Below are 17,579 nucleotides of genomic sequence, written 5' to 3' on the forward strand. Positions count from 1 at the left end.
TTCCGCATGCCTGGAATCCGTACGTGGTTCGGTCGGGTGAAGGACGGCGCCGCGGCGCTCGGTGAGCGTCGTGCGCAGGTTCAGGCGCGGCACGAGGCCGAGCTGCTGGCCGAGCGGCAGCGTGTCGCAGAGGCCCGCCGGGCCCGTCCGCGCAACCCGGACCCAGCCCGGGCGGTGCCCTGGGGCGTACGGGTCGCGGCCGAGGCCGGCTGGCGGTTCCTGGTCCTCGCAGCCGCCCTGTGGGTCATCATGCGGGTGATCGGTTCGGTCCGGCTCGTTGTCCTCGCCTTCGCGGCCGCGCTGCTGATCACCGCCCTGCTGGAACCGACGGTCGCCCGGCTGCACCGTGCGGGGCTCTCCCAGGGGCTGTCCACCGCCCTGACCGCGCTCTTCGGGTTCGTCGTCCTCGGGCTGATCGGCTGGTTCGTCGTCTGGCAAGTGCTCGACAACCTGGACAATCTGTCCGGGCGGCTCCAGGAAGGCATCGAGGAACTGAAACGATGGCTCCTCGACAGCCCCTTCCACGTGACCGAGCAGCAGATCAACGATGTTGCCGGCAGCCTGAGCGACGCCATCGGCACCAGTACCAGCGAGATCACCTCGACCGGGCTCCGGGGCGTGACCGTCCTGGTGGAGATCATCACCGGAACGCTGCTGGCGATGTTCTCGACACTCTTCCTGCTGTACGACGGCAAGCGAATCTGGCAGTGGACGCTGAAGCTGGTCCCCGCCGCCGCCCGGCCGGATGTCGCCGACGCGGGCCCGGCCGCCTGGGGCACCCTGACCGCCTATGTCCGCGGAACCTTGATTGTCGCCTTCATCGACGCACTCTTTATCGGTCTCGGCATCTACTTCCTGGGCGTGCCGCTCGCCGTGCCCATCGCCGTGGTGATCTTCCTGGCCTCGTTCGTGCCCCTGGTGGGCGCCGTCGCGTCCGGGGCCCTCGCGGTGGTCGTCGCACTGGTCACCCAGGGGGTGTTCACCGCGCTGATGACCCTGCTGGTGGTGCTCGTCGTCCAGCAGATCGAGGGCCACGTGCTGCAGCCGTTCATCCTCGGGAGGGCCGTACGGGTTCACCCGCTGGCCGTGGTCCTGGCCGTCGCCACTGGAGGAGTGGTCGCTGGCATCGGCGGAGCGGTCGTCGCCGTCCCGCTGGTCGCCGTGGCCAACACGGTGATCGGGCATCTGCGCGCCAACGGCGGGGACGACGGTTCGGCGGATGGGTCGCCCACGGCGGTCGAGGAGGAGCGGGCGGATCCACCCCCGGCACCGGACCCGGAACCCGCCTGACACCCCGGCCGGGGCCGCAGGACGCCTGCGGCCTGCGGCCGCCGCTCACGCCGTAAGGGGTGATCATGGTGCATCTGGGAAGCCGTAACAGGTGATCACGGTCGGCGTCGAAGAAGAGTCGGTGACGGAGCTGTGCTGGGGCTTGGCCGTCGGCGATGCCGGGCGGGACGGCCGCTTCGGCATGCCGACTCTCACCGCCGCTCTCTCCTACGCCAGGCGCTTCTTCGGTCGGGGTTCGGCGTCGAGGAGTGCCCACCAGGTGTGGCCGTGGTGGTCGGTGTGGGTGCCGCAGGCGTCGACGGTGCGCTGCAGCGCCACCTCCGTCGGGACCTGGCCCGCACCCTCTTGTTCGCTGGTCTGGTGGTTGAGGACCATGATGAGGATCTTGTTGTCTTGGTCGGCGAGGTGGACGCTGACGCATTTCCCGCCGCCTGCCACGGCCGCGTGGACCAGGCCGTGGACGGCCTTGAGGAAGTCGTGCTCGTCCCGACGGTTCTCCGCCGTCCGAGCGGAGAACCGTCACTGTCGAAATCTCGACCGACGAACGGCTACAACTGTGCGGAAGCGTCGGGCCACAGGGCCATGTCGAAGCCTTCATCAGCAACGCCCTCCTCATACAAGCCCCGGCCCGCCAGCCAGGTCTCAAGCCAGTCTGTGAGGCTCCCCGCATCCACGAACCACGCCAGGGACAGGTCCTGCCTTCTGATCACGTTCGGCTCGAAGAGGAGAACGGTTCCGTCCTCGCTCCGACGTCGACGCACGCAGCCATGGCACAACCCCAGTCCAGGATCGGCAGGACACCCTTGGGTCACGATCACCAGGTGTCCGCATCTGCAGCCGGGATCCGTCCCAGGTAGTCCTCGACCGCGGCCTCCTCTCCATCCGGATTCGGACCACCTGACAGAGGCAGCAATGGGTCCATCGGACCGAAACTGCCGTTGCCCACCTTCAAGTACAGCGTGGCAAGAAGCGGGTGCGGACGGAAGCCGGGACTCCGCTCGGCCTCGTCCAGAGCCCCCCCAAGAGACCGGGCCCTGCAGCCGCCTGCTCTCGGCTCAAAGTTGTCCACGGCGACATGCTCGCCCACGACTCCGACAGACTTACGGGCAGGTCGGGCCGGGGGCCTCCACGAATCCGGGCGGAGCTAGTCTCGACGACCCCATCACTGCTGGGTGACGTCATATCTGGGGTTATGGCTCAACTTCTGTGGTGACGACACGACGGCCAGTGCATCGGGACGCCGAACACTGGAAACGAGCAGTTCAGTGCGTTGGCCCGAAGCGGGCACGAGCCCGCACTGCCAGCTCCACAGAAGTTGAGCCAGAACCATAACTGGTGAACATCCGCAGCGCTCAAGATCACTAACTGCTGCCCAAAGTGCTGACCAATCGCTGCTACTTCACGCGAACGAAGCCAGTTTCGTAGTGACGCCCTTTGCGGGTCGCGTACTCATCGACCCCGACCACGCGCGGGGCGGGAACTTCCGGGTCGGGCAAGGCTTCGACAAGCCGCAGCACCGTGCTGCGGCTGACCGCCACGCCGAAGACTCTCGCCATGCGGGCCCCGGCCGGCCCGGCGAGTGCGAGGCCCGACCGCGGCCAGTATCGACCGCAGGCGCTCGGTCCGACGGGTCAAGCCTGGTAGCTGTTCGGCGAAGGTCCGCCGCCCGCACGAGATGACCGGGCAGAGGAACCTGCGGACGCGCAGACAGAGAGCGACCCGTCTGCCTCCGCTGGGCAGCACTAAACGAAAACACCCACCTCGGCCGATAATGTCGCAGCTCAGCGCGGCGGGCCTCGACCCGGCGCAGGGCCGCCAGGCCGTCGCGGCTCCGCCGTGCGGTTCGCGAGAATGATGACGGCCAACGCCCTTGCACCCGAATCTGGTTGGTGCGTGGACAGGAAGCAGTGGCCGGTGCGGAGAGCGACAGGACATCGTCCGCGACCTTCGTCCGCTTTCCGGCCGCCTCGCGATACAGGGAACCAGTGTTGCAGTAGGTGATGCCGTCGGCCCGTTCCACGGGGCCGTTGCAGTCGGGGATGACCAGCACCATCCTGGTGTCGCGGTCCAGCGGGCGGACCACGGTCGCCGGTTGGTCGCCCGCGCTCACCCACCGGTCACCGTCCAGCCGGAACAGTGTGGCCGGGCGGTGCGGCCGCTTCTTGCCGTCCTGCGTATCCTGGCTCTTGTCACAGGTCCAGGCGGAGATGGTGGCGTACAGGTGCTGGTCGGGTCCCCACCACAGGTCGCTCACGCCGATCCCGCCAGTGACGCCGGCGATGTATCCGGGCGGCAGAGCGGCCGACTGGTCGGTGCCGCCGACCTCGCCCTTCGGCCCGAGGATGTGGATCGGGAAGGGCGCGGTGCAGCCGCCGGGGTTGTGGCGGGCCGCCACCGCGATTCGCTGGCCGCCCCCGACGACGGCGAGCGCGGCCGGCATGTAGCGTTGGATTCGAAGCGCGGGTAGACGGTGATCCCGGCGGTGTTCAAGTCGTTCAGGCGCAGTGCCATACCGGGGTCGCCGCCGGACATCTCGTACTGCCCGGTGAGCACGTGGGTGGGGGTGGCGCCGAGGAGCTGCGGCTGCCAGTAGCTGCCGTTGTCGAGCTCGGTTCGAGGGGTGGTGGGCCGGTCCAGGTCGATGCGGAACGCGCTGGTGGGGCCGGGCTCGTAGGACAGCACCATGACGTCGTGGTCACCGACCGGGGTGAGGTCGTGGCAGCCGGGACAGGGCAGCCTGCGCACCTCGCCGGTCCGGGCGTCGACGGTGATCAGCCGGGTGTCCTCGCGTCGGTCGAGCAGCTCGTCGTCGGAGAAGAACGCCACCCGGTGCCCGTCGTGGGTCCACACCACCATGTTCCGATGCGGGTCGGCAAGGTCGAAGACGCGCGGAACCCGGGTCGGCGGCCGGTCACCGCGCACGAGGACCAGTTCCTGCTCGGTGGTATACGCGTACGGTGTCCCGCCCGTAGGTCCGGGCGTGGCTCCCTTCGACGAGGCCCGGGAGGGGCGGCCGTCCCCGGTCTCACCCTTACTTTCCCCGTCTCTGCCGCCTGCGCCACTCCCGTCCGTGGCCCGGGTGATCAGCAGGGTGGCGACGACGGCGACGGCCAGGACGAGCACCACGAGGGCGGCGAGCCGGCCCGCCGTGATCCCGCGCGCCCCGGTCATCGGTCCGCCTCCATTGCGGCTGCGGCGGCCGGGTCGGCGGGGTGCCAGCCGTCGCGGTCCTGAGCGTAGGCCGCGCGGTATCCGGCGGGCGGGCGGCTGCCCTGGACAGCCGGGGCGCGGGCTGTGAGCTCGAAGGGCTTGCCCTGCCGGTCGATCTGCTGGGTGAGAACCCCGTCCCGGGTGGCCACCGCCAGTTCGAGGGTGAACGAGCAGCGGTGGCGGGTACTGATGACACCAACGCTGAGGGTCTCCCGTTCGCCAGGCTTGAGGGTGAGGGTTTGCTCGTCGAAGTAGTTGCGCCGCGTCCACTTCAGGCCCGCGCCGGTGCGGGCCCGCAGCTGCGGATACGGGTCGGCCGCGTCCAGGTCGAAACCGATCGCCACCGTGTCGCCGCCGCCCTGTGAGTGCCCCTCGAAATGCGTGCCGTCCAGGGGTGGTCCGCACTTCTTGTGCACGTTGATGTCGGTGACCTGGACCTCCTCCGCCGCGTTGCCGCGCAGGGCCACGGTGATCGTGCCGGACTCGGTCACCACCGCGCCGTGCCGGTCGTACCAGGATGCGAACGCTGCCGAGTCGGGCACGATCTCGGAGCCGAAGCGCGCCAGCTCGGCCTCGCTCATGCGCAAGGCGTCCGGCAGCGCGAAGTCCCGTCCGGGCAGGTCGCTTACCGGCCCGGTAACGGAGGCGACCAGCACGGGCGGACTACCGGACGGGGCGGGACGGGGCCGGGTGTCCGCCGGGGGCCGGGCCCGGTCGACGCCGCCGTCCGCGTCACGGCTCTGCCACCACAGGGTTCCGCCGACGGCAGCACCGGCGGCCAGTAGCAGGCAGAGCACGGCGGTGAGCGGACCGACGGCCCGGCCGCTGCGGTCGGAGCCGTGGTAGAAAATGTTCTGCGCCGAGCCCACCGCGAGCACCCCGTCGCCGGAGGCGTGGGCGCTGCCAGGTGTCCGGCCCGCGCTTCCAGGGACGTCGGAAGAGCCGGAAGTACTTTGGGCATCGGAAGCGTCAGGGGCATCACCGGCGGGGGTGCCGCCGGAGGCCGGTCCGGTCAGCCCTCGGACCGGACCGGCGGGGGAGGGGGGCTGAAGGTGACGTTCCCGTTGATCAGGGCCGCGGCGAGCGAGCCCTGCTCGGCGTGGACGCGGATGTCGCCCCGGACGTTCTGGCCACCGCCGGGGGCCGGTGCAGGCGCCGTCTCCCCGGTCACCAGCCGGCGCAGCTCGCGGGCCGCGTACTCGCGGTCGGGTCCGTCCAGCTGCTCCAGAGTGGCGGCCACCCGATCCCGCCAGGCCGCACCGTACCGTTCCAGCTCGTTGCCGTTCGGCGTACCGGCCTCCAGCAGCCGTTCGGCGCTGCTGTCCAGCTCGGCGAGCACGCTCTCCTCGAGCCGGGCGTCGCCCCGGCCGAACCAGCCGCCGAGGCGGGTGCGCAGTTCCTCCCAGGCGTCGGTGCCCGCGGCGGTCGCCACCGCGGCGCCCGCCGCGGCGGCGAGCGTCAGCAGTTCTTCGGTCAGCATGGTGTGTCCCTCCTGCCCCGTGACCGGGCCCGGTCCCCGGGGCCCGCTGCCGCCAGGCGCCGGGATGCGTCCCCGGCCCCCGTACGTCGGCATACGCACCGTAACCGGCCGGGCCCGAACCGTCAGGGAAACGCCCGCATCGAGGTCGCGGGAGCCACGTGTCGCACGGCGCCGCGGTAATGCTCTTCGCATGCAGCCAGGACATTCAGCCACCACCACGTGGCGGGCATCGAGGACTTGGACGAGGCATACGACCGAATGCCGACGGAGCTCGCTGCCGCCTCCGACCCCAAGGCGCGCGCAATGGTCGCAGCCACCTGGCGGGACCGGCCCATGAAGCACCACGCATCCGACGCCCACACCCTCGCCGCCGCCTCTGCCCTCGGCGCGCTCGACCCCGACGAACGCAAGTACTTCAACGCCCACCTACAGGCCTGCGAGGCCTGCCGCCAGGAAGCCGCAGAATTCGAGGCCACCGCGGCACGCCTGGCAGCAGCGGTGGCCCAGCCACCCCATGCGTCAGCCAAGCCGCAGGTCATGGCGGCCATCGACGGCGTACGCCAGCTGCCACCGCGCGTCGCCTCCGCCGCCTCCGCCCTCGGCGACATCCTGCGCCGCCGGGCCCTGCCGCTGGCGCTGGCGGCCGGCGTGGCCGCTGCCGCTGCCGCCCTCGGCGGCGTCGCGCTGTGGCAGGCGGAGAACCGACAGGACCTCAAGCAGCAGGCCCACCAGGCCCTGCAGCAGCTGGACGAGGTCAGCACCGTCCTGGCGGCACCTGACGCCCGTACCGTCCACGGACGGGCCATAGCGGTTCACGCCATGCCATGGCGCCGCAGGTCGTGCAGCACCTCGCGGGCGGCCCTCGCACCGGAGGCCAGCGCACCCTGGGTGGAACCGGTGGCCCGGTGATCACCGCACACATAACGGCCCGGCGCCACGCGCGTGGTACGGGTCAGCGTCTGCGGCGGAGCCATGGCGGGCAGCGCGTCCTCGATGGTGCGGACGGTGACGAGGTCCCAGCCTTCTGTGCCCGTGCCGTACGCATCCGCGAGCGCCGTTCGGAGCTCGTGCTCACGCCCCCGCCGGTCCCGGCCTGTGACCGACGTGGCGATGAGGGCGTGGCCGGGTGGGGCGTAGCCGGGCACGACGTCGCTCAGGACACAGGTGTTGAGGAAGCGGCGGTGGGCGTCCACGAGCAGGGTCGGCTCGCCGAGGGGGGACCGCGGAGCGACGTGGTAGTACGTCGTCACCGTTCGGTAGGCGGGCAGGGTCACCTCGGGGAGCAGTGTCGGGACGGACCCCGGGCCGGTGGCGACCACAACGGCGCGTGCCGGGATCTCCCGTCCCTCGGTGGTGAGCACACCGTCGGCCGTGAGCTCGGCCACTGGGGTCTCAAGCTGTACGGCACCCTCTGGTAGGCCGGTGGCCAGGGCCTGCGGGACCGCCCCGATGCCCTCGGTCGGCAGGCAGATGGTTCCGCGCAGCATGCTCCGCCAGACCATGTGGAACACCCGGGCGGAAGTCTCCAGTTCCTCCTCCAAGAAGACCCCCGACACGAAGGGGCGGAAGAACCGCTCGACGAATGCTTCGGAGATCCCGGCGTCGGCGAACGCGGTGCGGGCGGTGGTGTCCGGCCGTCGTTTGAGCCAGGCCGGGGGCAGCAGCATGTCACGGGCGGACAGCAGGCCGAGGGCGGCCAGGTCGCGACGGCCGGCGAGGCGACCGGAGAGCAACTCGGGCAGCGTGCGCGGGCGACGGGTGGGATCGTTGAAGCTGAGTCTGCCGGTCGGAGTGTGAACGAGGAACCCTGGTGTGAAGGGCCGAAGGCGGAGTTTCTTCAGGTCGAACCTGCGCCGGACCTGGGGGTAGGCGGTGTTGAACACCTGGAACCCGCGGTCCACGAGGAAGCCCCCGACCCGGTCCGAACGCATGCGTCCGCCGACCGCGTCGCCGGCCTCCATCACCCGTACGCGCATGCCGGCCGCCAGCAGGTCCCGGGCGCACGCCAACCCGGCGACTCCGGCACCGACGACCAGCACGTCCGCTGCGTCGAGGCCTGAGGACATACGGCCACCTCTCTCACGTGTCGCTTCGATGCGGCCCGTGCCGCTCGTTCACTGTGTGCCGCAAATGACCCCGACACGTAGGCGACACCGCCCGAAGGCCCGACGGCCGCCCGTCCGGGTGTGTCCATGTGCGCGTGCGGGTACGGGACGGACAACCATCGCCAACTTCCTGCGCGCCTCCGACTTGGGAACCTTCTCGACCGACCTGACGATCCGGCAGCTCATCCGGACAAGCCCCGCCTCCATCCGACCGCCCGGGTGACGGACTTCGTCGCTGCGAACGCCGGCTGGCCCACCGACTTCCATTTGCCGACCTACGCCTTCAGCCGTGGGCGTTTGGTCACTGGTCACGCGCGGCCTGGGCAATCTCGGCGCCGCCGACCGCGGGCAGATCACGCGCGAGGTCGAGCGCAAGCTCACGATGCTGCGGTACGGGTCCGGCTGCCGATGTGGCGGAGATTGTCGCTGGTGCGGGCCCACACCGACTTCGGTGCACAATTCCGCCGCCGTTCTTCTCCCGTCGAACGCCGACCGGGCGGGCGTGCCAGCCGTCGTGATGGGAGGTCGTCCAGCGCGGCGTGGGCGGTGCCGACGGCGGTGTCGCCGGAGCGGGCCGGCATCAGCCCACGATGTATCTCCAGGTGGGTCGCGAACCGGAGCAGGGTCGCGGGCAGCTCCGCGCGGGGCGCGTCCTGCTTGCGACGGCTGTGGTCTCGTCGTCGAGGCGGGCCGCCGAGCAGGGAGGTGAAGACGTCGAGGCGCCAGTGGGGGACGGCGTCGTCGGAGGTCTGGTCGTGGGAGCCGGCCCGGTCGAAGATGCGCCGGCCTCGGGTGAGGAGCTGCCTTGCGGTGGTGTGGTCGCCGCGGTCGACGGGCGGCCTGGGCCGCCGAGCATGCATGGGCCGAACCCGGCCTGCACAACCGACGCGCAGCCGGTTGCGTGGCTCGGAACAGATGACGTTGCGACCGCCGGGTGAGCCGATGCCGGGGCGGGCCGCGGAGCCGGTGCCGGGCCCGGCGGCGCTGCGGGCGGGGGTGGCGTACGAGCAGAAGTTATGGAGAGAGTTTGCACGGGTCCGTTGGTACGACCGGAGCCGGCCCGCTTCGGGCTCGCGGCGTCCAACCGCTACACCGGCGACCTGAGGTCGTAAGGGCCGCCATGTACGAAGAAAGTTGCAGATCGTGCCGCCGTCCTAGATTCATCAGGTCTTCTTTGCCTGTTCATGGTGGTCATCATGGGTCGAAACTCCAGGGGGTAGGGCTTGAGTACCGAACGATTTGATGAAGCTCTCAGGAAGTGGATGGACAGGGGAGGAGAGGCATGGGCGGATCCCATGGAGACGGATGCGGAACTCAAGCGCACATTCAAGGAGTACAAGGAGGGACTTCGGAGGGCCGCCCGTTCCGAGGAGTTGAGGAGGAAGCGTGATATGGAGTTTGCTGCGCAGGAGGAGGTACAGCGGCAGGAGCGGAGGCAGAGGAAGGATCGAGGAGATGAGCTCCGGGACAGGATGAAGCAGGCGCTGATCAGGCTCAGGGGGAGCAGCCATCGGAAACCGGATTAGTGCCCCTTGTCTTGATAATGGAATGGGGGGCGGGTGGCCGGCGTGCGGCCACCCATTTTTCTGTGACGGCTCTACGGTGCGTCGTTGTTCTCCGTGGGTGATCCGTGCTCTTGGTCGCGGGTCGTTTCCTGGGGTTCTTGGGTGAGGTGCTTTCGTGTCCGTGTTCCGCGTCGTGCGGTCCCGTCGGAACCTCGCCGCCGGTTGGCGGCGTCGGCCCACTTTTCGTACATCAGCCCCATGCCGAGTCCGATGGGGAGGATGGCGGTGGGGGTCACGCCCAGAGCGATGAGTGCGATGACGGTGGCCAGGACGGCCATGTAGGCGATGAGGTGCTCTCGCTCCGGACCGCGCCGGCTCGTACGGTTGGTCATGGTGCCTCCTGGGTGAGGTGCCGGGGGCCCGTCGGGTTTGCCGCGACGCTGAGCCGGCGGGTCCCGCTGGGAAGGCGCATTCAGGCGAATGACCCTCTGACCACACCGTGCTGTGCTGGAATGACCACCCGCAAGGAATGTCCGGACAACTCTGGACAGGGGCTCTGGAGCGGGGTAGGAGCCGGACGGGCAAGGGGGCACCGGCAGGTGCAAGGGGGCCGAAGGACGGGGCGGGGATGGGGCCAGACCCGTGGCCCGACGCCGGAGATCAATGACTTGGCGATCTTGCTGCGGCAGTGGCTGGACGAGTCGGGCCTCGGTATCACGGGGCTCATCGCCAAACTCACCCCGGACCACTTCGCGAACCACAGCGTGCCTGCCCGCGCCACGGTTTCGGACTGGCTCGGCGGCGTTGCTCTGAGATGGGACTTCGCTGAGGCCGTCATCGAGATCTGCTCGCCCGGCACCGCGATCGCGCGGGCACGGCGGCAGGAAGCGCGCGACCTGTGGGACAAGGCGGAGACGGCAAGAAGGCGGCTACAGCAGAACGATCAACCGGTCATCTCTCCCCGCCACCTCTCACGTCACCAGTTACTGTCCTGGCTCAGTCGACCTCTCGTCGGTCAGGACGAAGGGCAGCAGGAGCCGGAAGGCGCGAACGCCGGCCGGACGATCCGCGAAATTGCTCAAGAGGCGACGGATGCTGATGTCGCCGACATCGTCGACGCGCTGATGGACAGCATCCACCCCAGGACCTGGCTAGCCCTTCTCAAGGAGCTGAGAGTCCTCGGCAAGAAAGACCATGCGCTTCTGCTGGTCCATGAAATCGGAAAACGGGGAGACAGTCACAGAGTCCCGTCTATTGTGGAATTCCTCCGGACGGAGGGGCGATTCGGAGATGAGGTCATCCTCATCGATGCCATCGCAGAGTACCGGAACGCGGACTTCATTCTTCAAGTCCTGAGGGCCCTCAGAGCCGACAGGCAACTGTGGCCGGAGAAAGTCCTCGGCGAAAGAGTGGGCGTAAAGCGAGAGCCGTCAGAAACCCTGGCGATCCTCTCAGAACTGCGAGAACGTAAAGAATTCAATGTCCTGAGGAACGTGCTCTTGGGTGCGGCTAAGTGGCGTGAACCCACAGACCTGGCGCAACTGATCAAATATTTGCGTGAGAACAACATGGGCGAAGTGGCGGATCTGCTTCTCATGGCGGCGGGATCTGAGAGAGGCGCATCCTCGTTCGGTCATGTAGTTATGGCGGTAAAGGAAACTTGCCGTCCGGAAGACGTGGTCAAGCTTGCCCATGCCGCAGTCACCCAGCGAGCTGCCCAGCGGCTCGGCCCGCTCGTGAACACCATCGACAAGTCCGCAGTGTTCGACGAGGGCGTTCGGCACATCCTGACGAAACACAGCCGCATGAGATACGACTCCGCTTAACAGCCTGATGGTGATGGGCACGGCGGTGCGAGTTCGTGTTCACCGCGATCCACGCCGCCTGGCGAAGGAGGTCCGCCGCCGCGCGGGACACTCCGAGCAGCCGACGGCCGCGATCATCGACGCGCAGTCGATCAAGGCCGCAGGTCACCAAGGTCTGGGCGGACCACGGTTACGACGGCGAACTCGTGCCCTGGAGCCGCCGGACCCTCGGCCTCGACCTGGAGATCCCCGACCACCCCGGCCGCTGCAAGAGTCAGGGCTTCCAGGTCATTCCCAAACGCTGGATCGGGGAACGGGCCCTGGTGTGGATCATCCGGCGGCGCCGCTGCCTGCGCGACGCCCCGGCGATGGGGGTGCGGTAGACGGGGCGGTCAGTGTTCGAGGTCGGCGCGCATGGCGGTGAAGAGGCGGGCGGCGTCGGCCGGGGTGGTGCGGGGGAAGAGTGCGACGGCAGCGGTGGTGGTGTCGGACCAGCCGCAGATGACGTCGGTGGCGTTGGCGGATTCGGGCAGGCTGAGGCACTCGAGGGATCCGCCGAATGGGCCGGGCTGGTACGGCTTGGCGGTGGTGGGGGTGCCGGTGGAGCCGTTTTGCAGCGCGTAGTCGATCAGGCCGCGCCAAAGGTGCTCGCGACGCTTGTTCGGGTCCTCGGGAACACTGTCGACGCCAACGAAAAGGATGCGGCGGCCGGAGGTCTGCCCGGCACGGTTGTAGTCAGCGACCACCAGGTGCATGCCATCACGCATCTCGCCCGGGTCAACCGGGACGTCGGAGACCGCGCTGGCACCGGTGGCCTTGGTGAGCCCGCCGGCGGTGGCGGACTCGGCCAGCGTGTGCTTGCCGGAACCGGCGGGCGACGTGGAGGAGGCGGGCGCGGAGACAGTGGCGGAGGCGGCGGGAGGGGCTTCGGCTTCGGCTGCGGGGTCGCAGGCGGTCAGCGTCAGGGTGGTTGCGAGGGCGATCGTGGCGAGGAGGGTGCGGGGACTACGGATGGGCATGGCAGAGTCTCCCGGGGTGTGGTGGTCGGCTGGGCTGCTGGGCCCAATGGCCGCACGCTAGTGGCTGACTGGGCGGGCGGGTGGCCCGAGCCCAGTTCCCTTACAGCACCGGGACATGGTGGTGACGCAAGAACCTGGTGATGACGGGCACGCTGGTTCGAGTGTTGCGGGACGCGGCCGGTAGGCGCTGGACGGGGAGAGCGGTGGTGATGACGGGCAGGCGGCGCTGTACGGCGCCGCTGTGCTGGCGGGGACGGCGGCGCTTACGGCCCGTGGGCCGACAGGGCCGGGCACGAGACCGTCGTCCTGGCTTTGACCCTGCTGGCCAGCGCGTGGCGCGGGTGCCCTGCACCCTCCGCGCCCCCGCTCCACAAAACCTGGACCAGAACCGCTTTGCAGCCGCGCCTAACCCGCGCACCGGCGGGCGCCCGCCTTAGTCCGCCGTGCACCGCGGTGCCCCGCCCTCGATCGCTGCCCGCAGCCGCTCGGCCTCACCACGGTGCTGAAACGACCGCGCCGGCAGCGGGACTACCCCGACCTGATGCGGCCACACCTGGCCGCTCTGCGCGGGCAGGTACTGGTGGGTGATGGAGTTGTTGTCACCGATGACACTGTTCCGCACCATGATTTCGTTGTCGTCGCCGGAGACCCCGAGCCCCATGTTTCCGTCGGCCGACAGCCCGCGCTGGCCCGGCACACCCATGCCCGGCCCGCCCTCGTTCTTGCTGCGGCGGAAGGCGCTCATGGCTGCTGGTTCCCGTCGCCGGTGACGGCATCGCCGATACTGCCGCCCGCGCCCACGCCGCGCTCCCCGGCAACACCCAAGCCGACAGCCGCACCCGCGCCGCCGCCTGCGGTCGGTAGGGGCCTAGATGTGTTGTCCCGGGACGTTGGTGACACGCGTGCTGGGTTCTTGAAATGGGTGAGGGCCTTCTGGCTCGGTGTGGATTGCGACATCTACGCCAACTTCAGGAGGCCCTCGTGGTCCACCGTAGTGCGCCGCTGACCGAGACCGGGCGACTTCGTCTGGCGCGTTGTGTCGTCGATGACGGCTGGCCCGTGCGCCGGGCGGCAGAGCGTTTCCAGGTCAGCCACACCACCGCGGCCCGCTGGGCCGCCCGCTACCGGCTTCTGGGCGTCGCCGGAATGAGTGACCGCTCCAGCCGGCCCCGCCACCAGCCCCGCAGGACAGCAGCCGAGATCGAGACGGAAGTGCTCCGCCTCCGGCGGGAACACCGGATCGGTCCACTGCGGCTGGCAGTCCGGTGCCGTATCGCGGCCTCGACCGCCCACCGCATCCTCGTCCGCAACGGCCAGCCGCCCCTGGCGGCTCTGGACCGGGCCACCGGCGAACCCGTCCGCCGCTATGAACGCGCCCGGCCCGGCGAACTCGTCCACATCGACGTCAAGAAGCTCGGCCGGATCCCCGACGGCGGCGGCCACAGAGTCCTGGGCCGGGCCGCCGGCAGCCCGAACAAGGACCGCCGCAACGGCGCCGGATACGCCTACCTCCACACCGCCCTCGACGACCACACCCGACTCGCCTACACCGAAGACCTGCCCGACGAGACCGCCCCGACCTGCGCCGCCTTCCTCACCCGGGCCACCGCCTGGTTCGCGTCCCTGGGCATCACCGTCGAACGGGTCCTGACCGACAACGCCTGGGCCTACACCAAGCACACCTGGAGCCAGACCTGCCGCGATCTGGACATCCAGCCCCGATGGACCAGGCCCTGGCGCCCACAGACCAACGGCAAGGTCGAACGCTTCCACCGCACCCTGCTCGAAGAATGGGCCTACCAGAAGCCCTACACCTCAGACCGGCAGCGCCAGGAAGCTTTCACCGACTGGCTGCACTGGTACAACTACCACCGACCCCACACCGGCATCAGTGGCCAGACACCCGCCAGCCGCGTCACCAACCTGTCCGGACAACACACCTAGAGCGTGTCTCTTTGATCGGCTGGTCGGTTGATCGGATGTGTCCGTCCGGTTCGTGATCACTGATGCGATGTGGGGCCGGATCGAGCCGCTGATGCCGGCCGATCCGGTCCGCGGACGGCGGTGGGCCGATCACCGCCGCACCTTGGAGGCCATCGCGTGGAAATACCGCACCTGCTCGCCTTGGCGGGACCTACCGAAAGAACTCGGCTCATTCCAGACCGCTCACAAACGCCTGATCAGGTGGGCCGTGGACGGCACCTGGGAACGCATCCTTGCCGCGCTCCTGGCAGCGGCCGACGCTGATGCCGACATCGGCTGGACCGTCTCGGTGGACTCCACTGTCTGCCGGGCCCACCAGCACGCCGCCGGAGCCAGGAAAAAGGGGCTCCAGGCCAGGCCGAACCCGACGACCACGCGCTGGGACGCTCGCGCGGCGGCCTGACCACGAAGGTCCACCTCGCCAGCGACGGCCATGCGCGACCCCTGGCCCTTCGCGTCACCGCAGGCCAGGCGGGCGACGCTCCGGCCTTCGAGATGGTCATGACCGCCATCCGTGTTCCGCGAAGCGGAACCGGACGGCCGAGAACTCGCCCGGACATCGTCCTGGCGGACCGCGCGTACTCATCCCGCGCGATCCGAAGTTACCTCCGCCGACGCGGAATCCGCGCGGTCATCCCCCAGCCGTCCGACCAGGTCGGCCACCGGCTGCGGCGAGGCAGCGCGGGCGGCCGCCCGCCGACTTTCGACGCTGCGTCGTACAAGCAGCGCAACGCGGTCGAGCGATGCATCAACCGCCTCAAGCAGTGGCGCGGCCTGGCCATGCGAACCGACAAACTGGCCGTCGCCTACCAGGCCGCCCTCCACGTCGCCGCCATCCTCATATGGGCACGACGGTGATTAAGGACGGAGGCAGTCTAGGACTCGGGGGGCTTGGGGATAACTTCGCGTAGGCGGTCGAGGAGAACGCGGGCCGCAGGGCTCGAAGGGCCGCCGGCCTGCCAGGCGAGCGCGATGCGGGCACGCATCTCGGGCCGGACGATCCGCAGGGTGCGAAGGCGTCCGTCGAGGGGGGACTCGTTCTCACCGGCAGGTAGCACGGCGATGCCCAGGCCCCGCGCGGCAAGCTGCGAGAGCACGTGCGGGGCTGCCGCCTCGAAGGCGACCCGGGGCCGGAATCCTGCCTGAGCACAACCGCGTTCGAGCGCCGTGCGCACCCCGGTGCCGCGCGGCAGGCAGATCAGCGGCCGATCCCGCAGATCGGCGAGCGGGACGCTCGTACCGTCGACGCGGTCGAGAACGGGATCGCCTGGCGCGACAGCGGCGACCAGCGGGACATCGATCACCGTCTGGAAAGCCGCTCCGGGCGGGGGCGTCTCCTCTGCCGTTCCGAGGATGGCGATGTCCAGCTCGCCGGCCAGGAGCGCGGCCTGCATCCGCTCCGTGGTGTCCTCGGTGAGAGCCACCTCCACCGAGGGGTGGGCATCGTGGAAGTCCGCGAGTAAAGCGGCGATGTCGAAGGCGTGGCCAGTGGCGCCGGAGACCAGTCCGAGCGTGACCCGGCCACGTAGCAGCCCCGTGTAGGCATCGACCGTCTGCCGCACCGACTCCGCCGCGGCCAGCGCGGCCCGGGCGTACGGCAGGACCGCCCGGCCCACCTCGGTCGGCGTCACCGACCGGGCGGAGCGGTCGAGCAGGGGCTGCCCCAGCTCCTTCTCCAGCTGGCGGATCTGGGCGCTGAGGCCGGGCTGGGCCAGATGCAGCCGGGCGGCGGCTCGTGTGAAACCGCCTTCCTCGACGACACAGACGAAGTAGCGCAGCTGGCGGAGTTCCATAAGCAGTGATTCTAGATCGCAGCAGAACTATCTACTGGCGCTATCGATCTGTCGGCCTCAGGCTTGATCACATGGGGAACTCAACAGCCCGCAAGGGGAAGAGTGTCGAGGTCAGGGCGGCGATCGCGGCGGAACGCCGGGAACTGGCCGACTTGTTCGACACGTTGCGAACCGACCAGTGGAACGAGCAGAGCCTCTGTGCGGGATGGCGCGTTCGCGAGGTGGCGGCGCACATGTCGATGGGGTTCCGGCTCTCCTTGCCCACGATGCTCGGTGAACTGGTCAAGGCACGCGGGAACCTTCACCGCATGACCGATCAGGTCGCGCGCAGGGATTCGGCCGCCCACTCCACCATCGCGCTCGCCGCCTTCCTGCGGGACAACGCCCACCATCCCTGGACACCACCGGTCGGCGGGCTCACGGCGGCGCTCGGCCACGACGTCGTGCACGGGCTGGACATCACCGTCGCCCTCGGCCTCCACCGGCGCGTCCCCGAGAACCGGCTGCGCATCCTCCTCGATGACATCCGGCCCAGCGGCCTGAAGTTCTTCGGCGCCGACCTCGACGGAGTGCAGCTGTGCGCCGAGGACCTCGACTGGGCGTACGGCTCTGGCTCACCTGTCTTCGGCGCCGCCCAGGATCTCCTTCTGTTGGCCTACGGTCGCAGGCTTCCGGACGGCCGGCTACGAGGAGAACCGAGCGATCGTTTCACGCGATCCGCCGAGGAGGCATGAACCAGATGCGCACCCGCCTCCTCCTGGGTCTGTCCCTGTTCTCCACCGGTCTGCTTGCCGGAGCCTTCGGCTACGGCGCCGCCAACCTGGTCCCCACCTTCAACTCCGTGCCGATCGACATGAGACTGGACTTCCACACCGAGCTGATGAAGATGAACGGGATCACCGTGCAGGGGGCGATGGCGGTCTCGGCCCTCAGCGCCCTCACCCTGGCCGCCCTGACACGCGGACGAACCCAAGTCCTCGCAGCCACCGCAGGGCTCCTGACTGTCGCGTCCTTCCTGATCACCCGGTTCGGGAATGTCCCGATCAACGGCCGCATCAAGCAGTGGGCCGCCACCGCGCCGCCGGCCGACCATGCGGAGATCCTGAGCCGCTGGGAACTGTTCAACGATGCCCGTACCTGCACTGCCGCAGCTGCGTTCGCCATCCTGATCTCTGTTGCCCTGCGCCAGGCAGGCAGGCGAGCGACCGAGCACCACTGAACCCACCGCCGTCATCTCGACAGGTCGATGCGTCGCCCCTGGCGAACCCGTATGAGGGCGCGATCCGTGCCACACCACATTGGTCACCGATCACCGGGTGCGGCTGATCCACTGGCAATCCGTCAAGGAGACACGACCTAGGGGGTGTCTGCTTGAACGCGTGAGTAGTA

At 69.4% G+C, this 17,579-nt stretch carries 20 protein-coding genes; 9 read left to right on the forward strand and 11 right to left on the reverse strand.

The window, feature by feature from the left end; genetic code table 11:
- Positions 1–6 precede the first annotated feature (6 nt).
- Positions 7–1,290: an AI-2E family transporter gene (locus Sspor_RS00885; RefSeq protein ID WP_202197236.1), complete on the forward strand. Its 1,284-nt coding sequence runs from the start codon at positions 7–9 to the stop codon at positions 1,288–1,290.
- Positions 1,291–1,497: 207 nt separating this feature from the next.
- Here the strand turns inward: Sspor_RS00885 and Sspor_RS00890 are convergent, their stop codons facing one another.
- From Sspor_RS00890 to Sspor_RS00910, 5 genes are all read right to left on the reverse strand, one after another.
- Positions 1,498–1,665, reverse strand: coding sequence for a hypothetical protein (locus Sspor_RS00890; protein WP_202197237.1), 168 nt, complete (start codon positions 1,663–1,665; stop codon positions 1,498–1,500).
- Between the two features lie 1,019 nt (positions 1,666–2,684).
- Complete coding sequence (locus tag Sspor_RS00895) at positions 2,685–2,828, reverse strand: hypothetical protein (RefSeq protein ID WP_202197290.1); 144 nt, start codon at positions 2,826–2,828, stop codon at positions 2,685–2,687.
- Between the two features lie 712 nt (positions 2,829–3,540).
- Positions 3,541–4,461, reverse strand: coding sequence for a hypothetical protein (locus tag Sspor_RS00900; protein WP_202197238.1), 921 nt, complete (start codon positions 4,459–4,461; stop codon positions 3,541–3,543).
- Positions 4,458–5,369 (reverse strand): hypothetical protein, encoded by a 912-nt coding sequence (locus Sspor_RS00905; RefSeq protein WP_202197239.1) that lies wholly within the window; start codon positions 5,367–5,369, stop codon positions 4,458–4,460. The genes Sspor_RS00900 and Sspor_RS00905 overlap by 4 nt, the downstream gene beginning before the upstream one ends.
- Positions 5,370–5,512: 143 nt before the next feature.
- Positions 5,513–5,980 carry a hypothetical protein gene (locus Sspor_RS00910; protein WP_202197240.1) on the reverse strand — a complete coding sequence of 156 codons (468 nt, stop codon included), beginning with the start codon at positions 5,978–5,980 and terminating at the stop codon, positions 5,513–5,515.
- A gap of 333 nt (positions 5,981–6,313) precedes the next feature.
- Here Sspor_RS00910 and Sspor_RS00915 point away from each other — a divergent pair, with 333 nt between their 5' ends.
- Positions 6,314–6,889, forward strand: a complete 576-nt coding sequence (locus Sspor_RS00915; protein ID WP_202197241.1) for a zf-HC2 domain-containing protein — start codon at positions 6,314–6,316, stop codon at positions 6,887–6,889.
- On the opposite strand, the gene Sspor_RS00920 is transcribed toward Sspor_RS00915, so the two are convergent.
- Both Sspor_RS00920 and Sspor_RS00925 read right to left on the reverse strand, forming a co-directional pair.
- On the reverse strand, positions 6,793–8,046 hold the full coding sequence (locus Sspor_RS00920) for an NAD(P)/FAD-dependent oxidoreductase (RefSeq protein WP_202197242.1): 1,254 nt from the start codon (positions 8,044–8,046) through the stop codon (positions 6,793–6,795). The two genes, Sspor_RS00915 and Sspor_RS00920, sit on opposite strands and share 97 nt — an antisense overlap.
- A 416-nt stretch (positions 8,047–8,462) precedes the next feature.
- Positions 8,463–8,945, reverse strand: a complete 483-nt coding sequence (locus Sspor_RS00925; protein WP_202197243.1) for a hypothetical protein — start codon at positions 8,943–8,945, stop codon at positions 8,463–8,465.
- 363 nt (positions 8,946–9,308) lie between these two features.
- On the opposite strand from Sspor_RS00925, the gene Sspor_RS00930 reads away from it, so the two are divergent.
- On the forward strand, positions 9,309–9,611 hold the full coding sequence (locus tag Sspor_RS00930; protein ID WP_202197244.1) for a hypothetical protein: 303 nt from the start codon (positions 9,309–9,311) through the stop codon (positions 9,609–9,611).
- Between the two features lie 71 nt (positions 9,612–9,682).
- Here the strand turns inward: Sspor_RS00930 and Sspor_RS00935 are convergent, their stop codons facing one another.
- Positions 9,683–9,982, reverse strand: a complete 300-nt coding sequence (locus Sspor_RS00935; protein WP_202197245.1) for a hypothetical protein — start codon at positions 9,980–9,982, stop codon at positions 9,683–9,685.
- Positions 9,983–10,258: 276 nt separating this feature from the next.
- On the opposite strand from Sspor_RS00935, the gene Sspor_RS00940 reads away from it, so the two are divergent.
- A complete protein-coding gene (locus Sspor_RS00940) occupies positions 10,259–11,416 on the forward strand; it encodes a hypothetical protein (protein ID WP_202197246.1) in 1,158 nt (385 codons plus the stop codon).
- A 35-nt stretch (positions 11,417–11,451) separates the two neighbouring features.
- The gene (locus tag Sspor_RS00945) at positions 11,452–11,778 is read left to right on the forward strand and encodes a hypothetical protein (protein ID WP_202197247.1); all 327 of its coding nucleotides are present in this window, start codon (positions 11,452–11,454) and stop codon (positions 11,776–11,778) included.
- Positions 11,779–11,787: 9 nt separating this feature from the next.
- Here the strand turns inward: Sspor_RS00945 and Sspor_RS00950 are convergent, their stop codons facing one another.
- A complete protein-coding gene (locus tag Sspor_RS00950; RefSeq protein ID WP_202197248.1) occupies positions 11,788–12,414 on the reverse strand; it encodes a hypothetical protein in 627 nt (208 codons plus the stop codon).
- A gap of 433 nt (positions 12,415–12,847) precedes the next feature.
- The gene (locus tag Sspor_RS00955) at positions 12,848–13,159 is read right to left on the reverse strand and encodes a hypothetical protein (protein WP_202197291.1); all 312 of its coding nucleotides are present in this window, start codon (positions 13,157–13,159) and stop codon (positions 12,848–12,850) included.
- Positions 13,160–13,395: 236 nt separating this feature from the next.
- Between Sspor_RS00955 and Sspor_RS00960 the strand changes: the two genes are divergently transcribed.
- Both Sspor_RS00960 and Sspor_RS00965 read left to right on the forward strand, forming a co-directional pair.
- On the forward strand, positions 13,396–14,358 hold the full coding sequence (locus Sspor_RS00960; protein WP_202197249.1) for an IS481 family transposase: 963 nt from the start codon (positions 13,396–13,398) through the stop codon (positions 14,356–14,358).
- Between the two features lie 67 nt (positions 14,359–14,425).
- Positions 14,426–15,255 (forward strand): IS5 family transposase gene (locus Sspor_RS00965; protein WP_417839375.1). Its coding sequence is split into 2 segments (ribosomal slippage): positions 14,426–14,762 and positions 14,762–15,255, totalling 831 coding nucleotides; the frame shifts between segments, so codons are not numbered across the junction.
- A 17-nt stretch (positions 15,256–15,272) separates the two neighbouring features.
- Here Sspor_RS00965 and Sspor_RS00970 read toward each other — a convergent pair.
- Positions 15,273–16,190, reverse strand: coding sequence for a LysR family transcriptional regulator (locus Sspor_RS00970; RefSeq protein ID WP_202197250.1), 918 nt, complete (start codon positions 16,188–16,190; stop codon positions 15,273–15,275).
- 71 nt (positions 16,191–16,261) lie between these two features.
- On the opposite strand from Sspor_RS00970, the gene Sspor_RS00975 reads away from it, so the two are divergent.
- Together Sspor_RS00975 and Sspor_RS00980 are read left to right on the forward strand one after the other, a co-directional pair.
- Positions 16,262–16,924 (forward strand): maleylpyruvate isomerase family mycothiol-dependent enzyme, encoded by a 663-nt coding sequence (locus Sspor_RS00975; RefSeq protein WP_202197251.1) that lies wholly within the window; start codon positions 16,262–16,264, stop codon positions 16,922–16,924.
- Complete coding sequence (locus Sspor_RS00980; protein WP_237403573.1) at positions 16,921–17,409, forward strand: anthrone oxygenase family protein; 489 nt, start codon at positions 16,921–16,923, stop codon at positions 17,407–17,409. Before Sspor_RS00975 ends, Sspor_RS00980 begins: the two co-directional genes overlap by 4 nt.
- Positions 17,410–17,579 lie beyond the last annotated feature (170 nt).

Origin of the sequence: Streptomyces spororaveus, from assembly GCF_016755875.1 — a bacterium.
Lineage (GTDB): Bacteria > Actinomycetota > Actinomycetes > Streptomycetales > Streptomycetaceae > Streptomyces > Streptomyces spororaveus.